Source organism: Nocardioides marmorisolisilvae (assembly GCF_031656915.1).
Lineage (GTDB): Bacteria > Actinomycetota > Actinomycetes > Propionibacteriales > Nocardioidaceae > Marmoricola > Marmoricola terrisoli.
The window spans coordinates 4,186,716-4,199,155 of sequence record NZ_CP134227.1 but is presented as its reverse complement, the minus strand read 5'-3'; the positions used below and the strand labels follow the sequence as shown (position 1 = coordinate 4,199,155).

The window sequence follows — 12,440 nt, the reverse complement described above, 5'->3', positions numbered from 1 at the left end:
CTCGTAGTCACCGGTTGGGATGCGTCGGTATCGCCAGCGGGTGAACGTCTTCAACCGATGGTGCCGCCGGCACAAAGGGGGCGAGGTTCGCCGGAGTGGTTTGGCCGGGTGGACCGCCCTGATCCATCGGGACGTAGGGGTCGACGTGGTCGAGGTCGCAGGAGCGGGCGTCGCGGGCGCAGTGCGGGAACACGCAGTGCCGATCCCGCAGGATCACCAGCTCGCGCATCCAGGCGGGCGGGTCATGGTGGTCCACCGCGTCGGTGCGGCCCATGTCCAGCACCGGTCGCACGACCAGGTCGGTCTCGCCCAGCCAGTCGGCGAGCAGGTCCAGCGTGGCGGGCCCGAGCCTCTCCACCACCCCAAGTCGGCTGTCACTGCCGGACGCGGCGAGGTGGGCAGCCAGATCCTCGGCCCGCACGTGCAGGTGGAGCGTGGCCGGCAGGCAGGACCGCCGGTCCGACACGGCGCGGCGCTGCGGATCGCCGCCGTCGACTGCGCCGAGTTGGAGGTCGAGCTCGCCGGTCATCAGCTGGTCGGCGATCAGACCGAGTGCCTTGGCGCGACGCACGTCGAGGGGGTCGGTGTCGCCGCCTGCGGCCAGCTCGGCGGCCTTCGCGGCCACGAGCGCGTCGAACTTGAGAGCATCCGTGGTGGAGAGCCGACCGTAGAGGTCGGCGGCGGCGATGTCGCCGGGACGGGCTGGATCACCGCCGGGCCGGCCGCGGGTAGGGAACGCGATCTTCACATGTCGGGAGTCGCTGGCTTGCCGCTCCGCCTCGGCCGCGGTATCCGGCCTCCACTTCGCGGTGGCGTAGGCGATCTGCGCGTCGATCCGACGCCACGCCACCCTCCCGGCCAGATGCGCGGTGTGGGTGTCGACGTAGGCGGCAGCCTCGGCGGGCAGGCCGCAGCAGGCGGTCGCGATCTTGCGGCCCAACCAGACCGGCACCCCACCTGACTGGACGCGGGCCCACAGGCGCGGGTGGCGGTGGGCGAGGTTCAGAGTGTCGGCGACCAGGCTCATCGCCTGCCCGGTCGACACGTCCAGCCGGGCGGCGAGCTGGTCGACGGCGAACTCCGCCACCGCCGGCGTGCCCTCCCCACCCAGGTTGTCCAGCGCGTCCTCGGCGGCATCCAGCACGAGCAGCGCCGGATCCCAGGACGCGCAGTCGCCGGGTGTCCCGGGGTGGGCATGCGCCCAGTCCAGGACCGCCTGCAGCTTCGCGATCCCGACGCGGCGCTCTTCGGCGTCCAGCGCGACGAGCTGATCGAGAACCGGATCGGCAGCGGACGGGCGAGCCGCAGCCGCACGCCGTCGGCGGCTGCACGCTCCCTCTGTATTCGCTGTCCTGTTCGATCCACATGTGACCATCCTGCCCGGCAGCACCGACACTTTCGACCCCCGCCGACGATCTGTGGAGAACTTCTTCCACCGACCGGTCGCCGCCCTCCCGCCGAGCGTCGACCGCCCTGACTGCGGCAGGTGAGGACGTGGACTCCTAGCGCTAGGTCAGCGCGAAGAGCGGCGGTCCCCTGTCGGGCGCGTCGCAACGATCATTGCGGCTCCAGCTGCCAGAAGGCCCAAGACCGCGAGTTCCGCCATGCCCATACCAAACCCGCCGAGCGCTGATCCAACGACGAAGACGCCGAGGAACACAACGATCCCGCGAACCGGGTTGGGCAGTCTCCAGATCACGAAAGACAGGATCTCACGTCGCTCACCCGAGCAGCACGGATCGCGACTCAGAACGACGCGTACGCCCAACTCCAACGCGCGTGCTTGCATGCAGGCTCGCAGGCATGGAGCGAGTGACCACACTGCGTCCGCTCATCGGCACGGCCGGTCACGGCAGCCTGACGGATCCAGCAACAGGACTGCGAGCCAGCTCAGCGCCCGAGAACGCGCGCCAGCACCTTTGCTGCCTGCTCGGCATCCTGCCGCGAGACGTCGAGGTGCGTGAGCAGGCGGACCCGGCGTGGCCCCACCGCACCGATGAGGACGCCCTCGGCACGGGCGGCCTCGACGGTCGCAGGCGCGGAGGGTACGTCGACGACCACGATGTTCGTGGCGACCGAGGCGGGGTCGACCCCGCAGGCCTCAGCGATCAGGGCGGCGTTCTCGTGGTCCTCGGCGAGCCGCTCGATGTGGTGGTCGAGGGCGTGCAGCCCGGCCGCGGCGAGGATCCCGACCTGGCGCATCCCGCCACCGAGCCGCTTGCGGCGGACACGCGCCTCGGCGATCGCGTCGGCCGAGCCGACCACCAGCGAGCCGACCGGCGCACCGAGACCCTTCGAGAGGCAGACCGCCAGCACATCGGCGACCTCGCCGTACGCCGCAAGCGGCGTCCCCGTGGCCACGTGAGCGTTCCAGATCCGAGCACCGTCGAGGTGGATGGCGCAGCCCACCGAGTCCGCCCAGCCGCGGAGGGCACGCAGGTCCGAGAGGGGCAGCACCGCTCCCCCGGCGAAGTTGTGGGTGTTCTCCACCGAGACCGCCGCCGTCGGCACGAAGAACGGACCCATGTCGGGGGCGTACATGTCCTGGATCGCGGCGAGGTCGACCTGGCCGTCCGGGTGCGCCCAGGTCCGACTGGTGATCCCGGTCATCGCCCCGTGCGCCCCCAGCTCGGCGCGCACGATGTGGGCCCTGGACTCGCACAGCACCTCCTGCCCCGGCCCGACGAGAGCAGCGACCGCAAGCAGGTTCGCCATCGAGCCGGTCGGGGTGAACAACGCCGCCTGCTTGCCGAACAGCCCCGCTACCCGGTCCTGCAGCTCGTGCACGGTGGGGTCCTCGCCGTACACGTCGTCGCCGACCTCCGCCTCGGCCATCGCCCGCCGCATCGCGGGTGTCGGCTTGGTCAGGGTGTCGGAGCGCAGGTCGATCGGGCCATCGGTCACCCCCTGACCCTACGACCGCTAGGAGATGCGCAGGCTCAGGTGTGGCGACCAGCCACTCGCGCCGTGCGAGCCGTTGCGCGTGCGGGCACGGAAGACGTAGGAGCCCGATCGGGCCGGGTCGAACGACGACGACCGCGCGGCCGACGCGCTGCGGTACGGCGACCAGGTGCTGCCGCCCGGCTTGCGCACCTGCACGTCGTAGCGCCGGTTCGCAGGCGTGCTGCTGCGCGAGGACCAGACGATCCGCCAGCCGGCGGACGCTGAGCCGGCCGCGCGCATCGGCCCCGCGACCGAGCCGGTCATGCTCGGGTGCATCGTGCAGTGATAGCCGAACCTGCCCGCGTCGGGGAAGTGCACCGTGTAGGTGCCCGACGCGCGGCGGCCGGAGTTCCAGAAGTCTTGGTTCGAGGTCGAGGTGTGCATCGCATGGAACGTCCAGCCGACGGAGCCGCCCTGCGAGACGGACACATGCGCGGGGGTGAACTGGAAGTTGGTGACCGACACCTCAGCGGTCGTTGCCGAGGCGGACCCGGCGGGAAGGGCGACGACAGCGGCGCTGCCGAGCAGGAGAAGTCCGGCAGCGCGGACGGAACGGAAGGGCGTCATACCCGGCGAAACGGACAAGTGGCCCGGAGGGTTCAGGGAAGCCGGCCCGGAGTCGGCCGTCCTCGGGGTGGCGGTCTCAGGGCGATCTGCGACGCCAACGCCGCCAGCTGCCGCAGAAGGCGGCGCTTCAGGCCTGGCGCAGCATCTCGGCGACGAGGAAGGCCAGCTCCAGCGACTGGACCCGGTTGAGGCGCGGGTCGCAGACCGACTCGTAGCGCTCACCGAGGCCCGCCTCGAGGAGGTCCTCACCGCCGCCCACACACTCGGTGACGTCGTCGCCGGTCAGCTCGATGTGGATCCCGCCGGGCCAGGTCCCCAGCGAGCGGTGCACGTCGAAGAACCCCTGCACCTCGTCGATGACGTCGTCGAAGCGACGCGTCTTGTAGCCCGACGATGCCTCGAAGGTGTTGCCGTGCATCGGGTCGCACACCCAGGCGACCTCGAGTCCGGCGGCGGTGACCTTCTCGACCAGCGCGGGGAGCCCGTCGCGGATCCGCGGGGCACCGAACCGGGTGATGAAGGTCAGTCGACCAGGCTCGTTGTCGGGGTTCAGCTTTGCGGCCAGCGCGATGGCGTCGTCGGCGCTCGTCGTCGGTCCGAGCTTGACCCCGATCGGGTTGCGGATATGGCTCAGCAGCTCGAGGTGGGCGCCGTCGAGCTGGCGGGTGCGCTCACCGATCCAGACGAAGTGCGCGGAGACGTCGTACGGCGTCTGGGTGCGCGAGTCGATCCGGGTCATCGCGTGCTCGTACTCCAGCACCAGCGCCTCGTGGCTGGAGTGGAAGTCGACCCGGTGGAACTCGTCGGGGTCGGCGCCGATCGCCTGCATGAAGGTCAGTGCCCGGTCGATCTCGCGCGCGACCTTCTCGTAGCGCCGGCCCACGGGTGAGTGCTTGACGAAGTCGGTGTTCCAGGTGTGCACCTGGCGCAGGTCGGCGTACCCGCCGGTGACGAACGCGCGCACCAGGTTCAACGTCGCGGCCGAGGAGTGGTAGACCTCCACGAGCCGGGCGGGGTCGGGGATGCGCGCGGACTCGGTGAACTCGAAGCCGTTGACGGCGTCACCGCGGTAGGCGGGCAGGGTGATCTCGCCGTCGGTGCCCAGCCGGGTCTCGGTGTCGTTCGAGCGGGGCTTGGCGTACTGCCCGGCGAGCCGGCCGACCTTCACCACCGGCACGGACGCCGCGTAGGTCAGCACCACCGCCATCTGCAGCAGGACCCGCAGCTTGTTGCGCACGTTGTCGGCGGTGGCGCCCTCGAAGGTCTCCGCGCAGTCACCGCCCTGCAGCAGGAAGGCCTCGCCGCGACTGACCGCGGCCAGCTTCGCCTTCAGCTCGTCGCACTCGCCGGCGAAGACGAGCGGAGGGAAGGAGCGGAGCCGCGCCACTGCCGCGTCCACGCCCGCGCGGTCGGGGTACGCCGGCTGCTGGGCCGCACCCATGGCGTGCAGCTCGGCGAGGGTGGGGATCGGGGAGGGCTGGGCGGGGTCTGGCACCGGCCAAGTCTACAAGCGCCCGGGGGAGCCCACCGGCGTCCGGCTCTACGGCAACAACGGCCCGGAACAACAGCCCGGGACAACAGCCCGGGAACAACGGCCCACGGCGCCCGGTTGCGGCCGACATGACGAAGATCGTGGTGGCGACGGCGTACGGCGGACCCGATGTGCTGTCGGTCGTGGACGTGGAGCGGCCCGAGCCCGGTCCCGACGAGGTGCGGGTGGCGGTGCGGGCCGCCGGCGTGAACCCGGCCGACCTGAAGGCACGCGCGGGGCTGTTCGGCGACGATCCTGCCCACCTGCCCCGCCGCCTCGGCTCGGAGGCCGCGGGGGTGGTCACCGGCGTCGGGCCGACGATCAGCTCGCCTCGGGTCTCCGGGCCGCACGGGCCGGTCGCCGTGGGCGACGAGGTCATCGCCTACCGGGCCGCCGGTGCCTACGCCGACGAGATCGTGGTCCCGGCGTCCTCGATCGTCGCCAAGCCGCAGGAGCTCGGCTGGGCCGAGGCCGGCGGGCTGCTGCTGACCGGCGCCACCGCCGTACACCTGCTCACCGCGACCGACGTCGCCGCCGGCGACACGGTGCTCGTCCACGGCGGGTCCGGCGGTGTCGGACTGATGCTCGTCCAACTGGCCCGGCTGCGCGGGGCCCGGGTGGTCGCGACCGCCGGACCTGGCAACCACGACCGACTGCGTGACCTCGGGGCCGAGCCGGTGGCGTACGGCGCCGGGCTGGTCGACCGGGTGCGCACGGTCGCCCCGGACGGTGTCGACGTGGCCCTGGACCTCGTCGGCACCGACGAGGCGATGGATGTGTCCCTCGCGCTCGTCGCAGACCGCCGTCGGATCGCCACCATCGCCAACTTCGCGCGTGGGCCCCGCGAGGGAGTCGCGGTGCTGGGAGGCGGACCCGGCGCAGACCCGGGCACCGAGATCCGCGACGCGGCACGGTCGAAGCTGGCCCAGCTGGCGGGCGACGGGCTGCTGCGCGTGTTCGTCGCCGCGACCTTCCCGCTCGACCGGGTCGCGGACGCCCACCGGATGGCCGCGGGCGCGCACCCGGGCGGCAAGATCCTGCTGGTGCCCTGACCCGTCGGGTCGGCGTCAGCCGAAGAACACCTCCGCCTCGGCGTACTGCTCGGGCTTCACCAGCTTGAGCTCACCGGTCGCGTCCGCGAGCGGAACCCGGACGATGTCGGTGCCGCGCAGGGCCACCATCGTGCCGAAGTCGCCCTCGTTGACCGCGGCGATCGCCTGGAGCCCGAAGCGGGTGGCCAGCCAACGGTCGAACGCGGTCGGGGTGCCGCCTCGCTGCACGTGACCGAGCACGACGGCACGCGACTCCTTGCCGGTGCGAGCCTCGATCTCGTGGGCCAGCCGGTCGCCGATGCCACCGAGCCGGACGTGTCCGAAGGCGTCCTTCTCCCCGGACGCCAACGTCATTGCGGAGTCGTCTGCGGGCACGGCGCCCTCGGACACCACGATGATGGGCGCGTAGTGGCTCTGGAAGCGCTCGTCGACCAGCTCGCAGACCGCGTCGATGTCGAACGGCTTCTCGGGGATCAGGATGACGTTGGCGCCACCGGCCATCCCGGCGTGCAGTGCGATCCACCCGGCGTGCCTGCCCATCAACTCGACGACCAGCACCCGGTGGTGCGACTCGGCGGTGGTGTGCAGCCGGTCGATCGCCTCCATGGCGATGTTGACCGCGGTGTCGAAGCCGAAGGTGAAGTCGGTGGCGGACAGGTCGTTGTCGATGGTCTTCGGCACTCCGACGACGGCGACGCCCAGCTCGTGCAGCTTGGTCGCCACCCCGAGGGTGTCCTCGCCGCCGATCGCGACGAGCGCGTCGACGCCGAGCGAGGTCAGGTTGGCCCGGATCTGCTCGACCCCACCGTCGACCGAGAACGGGTTGGTCCGCGACGAGCCGAGGACGGTGCCGCCACGGGGCAGGATGCCGCGCACCTGGTCGATCCCCAGCGGGGTGGTGATGCCCTCCAGCGGTCCCCTCCATCCGTCCCTGAACCCGATGAACTCGTTGCCGAACTCCTTGACGCCGCGACGCACGACGGCGCGGATCACCGCGTTGAGTCCGGGGCAGTCCCCGCCACCGGTCAGCACACCGACCTTCATCTGCACTCCTGGCTCCATCGACACCATTGGATCGTTCAAGTCTGCCAGCGTAGCGACCCGCGAGCGGCACGTCACGGGCCGCGCACGGGCGTCGAACGGCATCCCGGTCGTGCTGGGACAATCGGGACGTGGACATCCCCCGGGCGCATCGTCAGGACCTGGCCCCGATCCGGTTCGGTTGGGGCCTCGCCGCCGCCAACGCCCTCGCCCGCGACGTCGATGTCGCGGTCGTCGTCGACGTCCTGTCCTTCACCACGACGACGACCGTGGCCCTCGACGCGGGAGCGACGGTGATCCCGCTGCGCTGGCGCGACGAGCGCGCCGAGGCCGTCGCGCGCGAGGCGGGCGCGGTGCTGGCGGTCGGCCGCTCGACAGCCCACGACGGCCAGGTCAGCCTGTCCCCTGCCGGCATGCGCCGACATGCTCGCGCCGGCCAGACGATCGCGCTCCCCTCACCCAACGGCGCCACCATCGCCCGCGCCCTGACCGATCGCGCCGCGACCTGCGTTGCGGGCTGCCTGCGCAACGCACCCGCCGTGGGCCGCTGGATCCACGAGATCGGGGCCGAGCGCGTCGTCGTGGTCGCCGCCGGCGAGCGCTGGCCCGACGACACCCTGCGGCCGGCCGATGAGGACCTCTGGGGCGCGGGAGCGGTCCTCGCCGCCCTGCACGACCTCGGCCACCGCGCCCAGTCCGTCGAGGCGGACACGGCACGGGCGTCGTACCTGGCGCTCGGCAGCCCCGAATGGGTCCGGGCCGCACTGCACCGCTGCGCCAGCGGACGCGAGCTGGCGGACTCCGGCTTCAAGGCCGACGTGGACGTGGCGGCAGAGGTGGGAGCGAGCACGGCCGTGCCCGTCCTGCGTCGGGACCGGTTCGAGCCCGCTACCGTCGTGCCATGACGTTCTCGATCGTCGGCATGTCCGTCGAGCCGGCCACCGGCGAGCCCGCCTGGGGAGTCGCGGTGGCCTCGAAGTTCCTCGCCGTCGGGTCTGCGGTCCCGGCAGCGGTTGCCGGCCTGGGCGCGATCGCGACCCAAGCGGACAGCAACGTGGCCTGGAAGGGCATCGGGCTCGCGCTCCTCGACGAGGGCGCGACCGCCGCGGTGGCCCTGGAGCGGATGCTCGAGGAGGACGACAAGCGCGACCACCGACAGGTCGGCCTGGTCGACGTGGAGGGCAACGCCGCCACCCACACCGGACCCGCCTGCTTCGACTGGGCCGGCGGTGTCACCGACGACGGCGTCGCGATCCAGGGCAACATCCTGGTCGGCCCCGAGGTCGTCGAGGAGATGCACCGCGCCTGGCTCGCCTCCGAGGGCGAGCCGCTGGCGCGGCGGCTCCTGGCCGCGCTCGACGCCGGCGACCGTGCCGGTGGGGACCGGCGCGGCCGGCAGTCCGCGGCCCTGCTGGTGTGCCGCGAGGGTGCGGGGTACGGCGGCCTCGACGACGTCGCCGTCGACCTTCGCGTCGACGACCACGAGCGCCCGGTCGCGGAGCTGGCCAGGCTGCTCGACCTCAACGATCTCTACCTGACCGCCTCGACCGAGGACGAGAAGGTCGTCGTGACGCCCGAGCTCGCCGAGGAGCTCGAGCGGCGCTCGAGGGAGGCCGGGCACGCCGACTTCCTGGCCTGGGTGGGGTCGGAGAACTACGAGATGCGGGTCGCCGAGGACGGCAGCTGGGTCGACGAGCGGGTCCTGCGGATCCTGCGCGGCGAGGGATAGCGCCTCACGCGGCGCGCAGCGCCGGCAACAGCTCCTTCTCGGCGAAGTCGAGGAACTCCGTCTGGCCCTCGTCACCGACCTGGACGACCGCGACGTCGGTGAAGCCCGCCTGCGGGAACGCCTGCACCGCCTCGACGATCGCGTCGACGTCGGGTCCGCACGGGATCGAGTCCGCGACGTCGTCGGGCTTGACGAACTCGGTCGCGGCCGCGAACGCGGCGGGCGTGGGCAGGTCGGCGTTCACCCGCCAACCACCGGCGAACCAGCGGAACTGGTCGTGAGCCCGGCGTACCGCCGTGTCGCGATCCGGCGCCCAGCAGATCGGCACCTGACCGATCCGGCGGGCCTCCGCACGGCCGCCGGCGGGCTCCCAGCCGGCGACGAGGTCCGCATCGGGCTCGACCGCGATCAGGTGGTCGACCAACGGCGCGAACCGCTCGAGCGACTCCTTGCCGGAGACCGCGACCCCGATCGGCACCCGACGGTCGGGCAGGTCCCACAGCCTCGCGGAGGTCGCCGGGAAGTGCGGCCCGTCGGCGTCCACGAGTCCGCCGTCGAAGAGCCGCCCGATCAGGGTGGCCGCCTCGGCGAGCATGTCGTGGCGTTCGCGCACGTCGGGCCAGCCGGTGCCCAGCACGTGCTCGTTGAGGTTCTCGCCCGCGCCGAGCCCGAGGGTGAACCGGTCGCCGCTGAGCAGCTGGACGGTCGCCGCCTTCTGGGCGATCACGACCGGGTGGTAGCGCATCGTCGGGCAGGTCACGTAGGTCATCAGCTCGACCTGCCCGGTGACCTGGGCGACGGCACCGAGCACGCTCCAGGCGTACGACGCGTGCCCCTGCGACTCCAGCCAGGGGAAGGTGTGGTCGCTGATCACCTCGAAGTCGAAGCCGGCCTGCTCCGCCCGGGCGGCGTAGCCGACCAGCTCGCGCGGGCCGGACTGCTCGGTCATCAGGGTGTATCCGTAGCGCGTCATGCGGTGCTCGGTACCCAACCCGACGAAGCCGATTCTGCAAGGATCGGACCATGACCGACGCCACGACGAAGGGCATCCTGGCCATCGACGCCGGCACCACCGGGGTGACCGCGCTCGTGGTCACCGCGGAGGGGACGATCGCGGCACGCGGCTACCAGGAGTTCGCCCAGCACTTCCCCCAGCCCGGCTGGGTGGAGCACTCCCCCGAGGAGATCTGGCAGGCGACGCTCGAGAGCATCCGGGCCTGCCTGAAGGCCTGGGGCGGCGACGAGAGCGGTCTCGCGGGCATCGGCATCACCGACCAGCGCGAGACGATCGTGCTGTGGGACCGCGAGACGCTGGGCTCGCCGCGACGGGCGATCGTCTGGCAGGACCGGCGTACCGCCGAGATCTGCAGCCGGTTGAGGGACGAGGGCCACGAGGACCGGGTGGCGGCGCTGACCGGGCTGCGGCTGGACCCGTACTTCTCGGCCACCAAGCTGGTCTGGCTGGCCGAGAACGAGCCGCACACGTGGGCGCTCGTGGAGTCCGGGCGGTACGCCGTCGGGACCGTCGACTCCTACCTGGTGGCCCGGATGACCCGCGGCACCTGGCACGTCACGGACGTCTCGAACGCCTCGCGCACGCTGCTGTTCGACCTCGAGCAGGGCGACTGGTCCGAGGAGCTGTGCTCGCTCTTCGGGGTGCCGCGCGACGCGCTGCCCGACGTGGTGCCGAGCTGGGGCGAGCTGGCCACCACGGATCCGCGGAGCTTCCTGGGCCTGGAGCTCCCGGTCGCCGGGATCGCCGGCGATCAGCAGGCCGCGCTGTTCGGGCAGACCTGCTTCACCGAGGGCGAGTCCAAGTGCACCTACGGCACCGGGTCGTTCATCCTGACCAACACCGGCAGCACCGTGCAGAGGTCCGATGCGGGGCTGTTGTCGACGGCTGGCTGGCGCACCCCCGACGGGACCACGACCTACGCACTCGAGGGGGCGATCTTCGTCACCGGCGCGGCCGTGCAGTGGCTCCGTGACGGCCTGCAGATCGTCGGCTCGGCCGCCGAGACCGAGGCGATCGCCCGGACCGTCCCGTCCAGCGACGGCGTGGTGTTCGTGCCGGCGCTGACCGGGCTCGGCGCACCGCACTGGGATCCGCACGCCCGCGGCACGATCTTCGGCATCACCCGCGGCACCACCCGTGCGCACCTCGTCCGCGCGACGCTCGAGGCGATCACCTACGAGGTCCGCGACGTCATCGACACGATGCCCGGCCTCAGGTCGCTTGCGGTGGACGGCGGCGCGGCCGCCAACGACCTGCTCTGCCAGCTGCAGGCCGACCTGCTGGGCGTCCCTGTCGAGCGGCCCCGCATCGTCGAGACAACGGCGCTGGGTGCCGCCTTCATGGCCGGGCTCGGCACTGGAGTGTGGGACTCGACCGAGGACCTCCGCGAGACCTGGCAGCTCGACCGTCGCTTCGAGCCCGACAGCGCCAACGCAGCGACGGCCGCCGACGGTCACCGTCGCTGGCAGGACGCCGTACGGCGCTCGACCGGTTGGGCCATTCCGCTGTCCGAGGGGCACGACGGCGCATAGCCTGTATCGGTCCCTCTGCCGATCCGTCTAGGACCCCATGCCTGCCTATCGCGTGCGCCGCCGGCGCCGTGTCGCGTCCCTGGCCACCGCGCTCGCCGCGGTCGTCGTCGTCGCCGGCCAGGCGCTGCTGCCCACCCCGGCCTCGGCGGCCGTGTCACCGTCGCTGGCGCTGAGCCGCTCCATCGTCGCGGTCAACACTGCGGTGCAGGCGACCGGCCAGGTGCCGGCCGGGTCCCGCGATGTCGTGCTGCAGTGGCGCTCGGGGTCGGGATGGCGCCGCGCTGCGAGCGGGCAGACCGCCAGCGACGGCTCCTACCGGTTGGCGGTGCCGACCGGCTGGTACAACACCGTCGACTACCGCGTCGTGGCCCCGGCGGATGGGCTGCTCCGTCCCGCCGTCACCACCCCGACCGCACGGCTTCACGTGGTGCCGTCGTACCGGCCCCCGGGGAAGGCGTCCCAGCACACGTTCCTGTCCCAAGCCCCCGGTCCGCTCCCCCGGTTCGACCCGTGCCGGACGGTCAGCTACCGGATCAACCTCCACCACGCCCCGTCGCACGCGCGCAGCCAGGTCACCCACGCGTTCAAGGTCCTCGGCAAGGCCACCGGCCTGCACTTCCGCGACGCGGGCAGCGTGTCAGGGGTGCCCACGACGCGCGGTTTCCGTGACCCCGGCGGGATCACGGTCGCGTGGACCAGTGCGAGGACCGTGCCGGCGCTCGCCGGAGCCACGCTCGGCATCGGCGGCTTCCGGGACCGCTGGTCCGGCTCGATCAACAACGTGCACATCACCAGCGGCTACGCGGTGTTGGAGGCCGGCAGCACCCTGCGCCGGGGCTTCGGCGCCGGGAAGACCTGGGGTGCGCTGCTGCTGCACGAGCTCGGGCACGCCGTCGGGCTGGGCCACACCAGCGCCCGGAGCCAGATCATGTACCCGATGCTGCAGAACCGTGCCGCGGCGCGGTACGGCAAGGGCGACCTGGCCGGCCTGCACGCGCTCGGTGCCGCGCAGGGCTGCATCCCCCGCTGA

General features: G+C 72.3%; 11 protein-coding genes. 5 read left to right on the top strand and 6 right to left on the bottom strand.

Annotated features, from left to right (window positions below; all coding sequences use genetic code 11):
• Positions 1 to 7: 7 nt before the first annotated feature.
• The 4 genes from Q9R13_RS20050 to Q9R13_RS20035 form a co-directional block, all read right to left on the bottom strand.
• Entirely contained in the window at positions 8 to 1,396 is a 1,389-nt protein-coding gene (locus tag Q9R13_RS20050) for a hypothetical protein (RefSeq protein ID WP_310962946.1), read from the bottom strand.
• A 494-nt stretch (positions 1,397 to 1,890) separates the two neighbouring features.
• On the bottom strand, positions 1,891 to 2,904 hold the full coding sequence (locus tag Q9R13_RS20045; protein ID WP_310962945.1) for a threonine aldolase family protein: 1,014 nt from the start codon (positions 2,902 to 2,904) through the stop codon (positions 1,891 to 1,893).
• Between the two features lie 18 nt (positions 2,905 to 2,922).
• Positions 2,923 to 3,510: a cupredoxin domain-containing protein gene (locus Q9R13_RS20040; protein WP_310962944.1), complete on the bottom strand. Its 588-nt coding sequence runs from the start codon at positions 3,508 to 3,510 to the stop codon at positions 2,923 to 2,925.
• Between the two features lie 127 nt (positions 3,511 to 3,637).
• Positions 3,638 to 4,951, bottom strand: coding sequence for a class II 3-deoxy-7-phosphoheptulonate synthase (locus Q9R13_RS20035; RefSeq protein WP_310965136.1), 1,314 nt, complete (start codon positions 4,949 to 4,951; stop codon positions 3,638 to 3,640).
• A gap of 179 nt (positions 4,952 to 5,130) precedes the next feature.
• Here Q9R13_RS20035 and Q9R13_RS20030 point away from each other — a divergent pair, with 179 nt between their 5' ends.
• Positions 5,131 to 6,093 (top strand): NADP-dependent oxidoreductase, encoded by a 963-nt coding sequence (locus tag Q9R13_RS20030; protein WP_310962942.1) that lies wholly within the window; start codon positions 5,131 to 5,133, stop codon positions 6,091 to 6,093.
• 15 nt (positions 6,094 to 6,108) lie between these two features.
• Here Q9R13_RS20030 and Q9R13_RS20025 read toward each other — a convergent pair whose 3' ends face one another.
• Positions 6,109 to 7,176 carry a 6-phosphofructokinase gene (locus Q9R13_RS20025; protein ID WP_310962941.1) on the bottom strand — a complete coding sequence of 356 codons (1,068 nt, stop codon included), beginning with the start codon at positions 7,174 to 7,176 and terminating at the stop codon, positions 6,109 to 6,111.
• Between the two features lie 89 nt (positions 7,177 to 7,265).
• On the opposite strand from Q9R13_RS20025, the gene Q9R13_RS20020 reads away from it, so the two are divergent.
• Together Q9R13_RS20020 and Q9R13_RS20015 are read left to right on the top strand one after the other, a co-directional pair.
• On the top strand, positions 7,266 to 8,039 hold the full coding sequence (locus tag Q9R13_RS20020; protein WP_310962940.1) for a 2-phosphosulfolactate phosphatase: 774 nt from the start codon (positions 7,266 to 7,268) through the stop codon (positions 8,037 to 8,039).
• A complete protein-coding gene (locus tag Q9R13_RS20015) occupies positions 8,036 to 8,863 on the top strand; it encodes a DUF1028 domain-containing protein (protein WP_310962939.1) in 828 nt (275 codons plus the stop codon). The genes Q9R13_RS20020 and Q9R13_RS20015 overlap by 4 nt, the downstream gene beginning before the upstream one ends.
• Positions 8,864 to 8,867: 4 nt before the next feature.
• On the opposite strand, the gene Q9R13_RS20010 is transcribed toward Q9R13_RS20015, so the two are convergent.
• Positions 8,868 to 9,836, bottom strand: coding sequence for a TIGR03557 family F420-dependent LLM class oxidoreductase (locus tag Q9R13_RS20010; RefSeq protein ID WP_310962938.1), 969 nt, complete (start codon positions 9,834 to 9,836; stop codon positions 8,868 to 8,870).
• 50 nt (positions 9,837 to 9,886) lie between these two features.
• On the opposite strand from Q9R13_RS20010, the gene glpK reads away from it, so the two are divergent.
• Positions 9,887 to 11,410 (top strand): glycerol kinase GlpK, encoded by a 1,524-nt coding sequence (glpK, locus tag Q9R13_RS20005; RefSeq protein ID WP_310962937.1) that lies wholly within the window; start codon positions 9,887 to 9,889, stop codon positions 11,408 to 11,410.
• 37 nt (positions 11,411 to 11,447) lie between these two features.
• Positions 11,448 to 12,440: a matrixin family metalloprotease gene (locus Q9R13_RS20000; RefSeq protein ID WP_310962936.1), complete on the top strand. Its 993-nt coding sequence runs from the start codon at positions 11,448 to 11,450 to the stop codon at positions 12,438 to 12,440.

Excerpts from the sequence above, each read along its gene's own strand:
- glpK (WP_310962937.1), top strand. The coding sequence starts at position 9,887 with ATGACCGACGCCACGACGAAGGGCATCCTGGCCATCGACGCCGGCACC.
- Q9R13_RS20030 (WP_310962942.1), top strand. The coding sequence starts at position 5,131 with ATGACGAAGATCGTGGTGGCGACGGCGTACGGCGGACCCGATGTGCTG.
- Q9R13_RS20040 (WP_310962944.1), bottom strand. The coding sequence starts at position 3,510 with ATGACGCCCTTCCGTTCCGTCCGCGCTGCCGGACTTCTCCTGCTCGGC.
- Q9R13_RS20035 (WP_310965136.1), bottom strand. The coding sequence starts at position 4,951 with ATGGGTGCGGCCCAGCAGCCGGCGTACCCCGACCGCGCGGGCGTGGAC.
- Q9R13_RS20015 (WP_310962939.1), top strand. The coding sequence starts at position 8,036 with ATGACGTTCTCGATCGTCGGCATGTCCGTCGAGCCGGCCACCGGCGAG.
- Q9R13_RS20010 (WP_310962938.1), bottom strand. The coding sequence starts at position 9,836 with ATGACGCGCTACGGATACACCCTGATGACCGAGCAGTCCGGCCCGCGC.
- Q9R13_RS20000 (WP_310962936.1), top strand. The coding sequence starts at position 11,448 with ATGCCTGCCTATCGCGTGCGCCGCCGGCGCCGTGTCGCGTCCCTGGCC.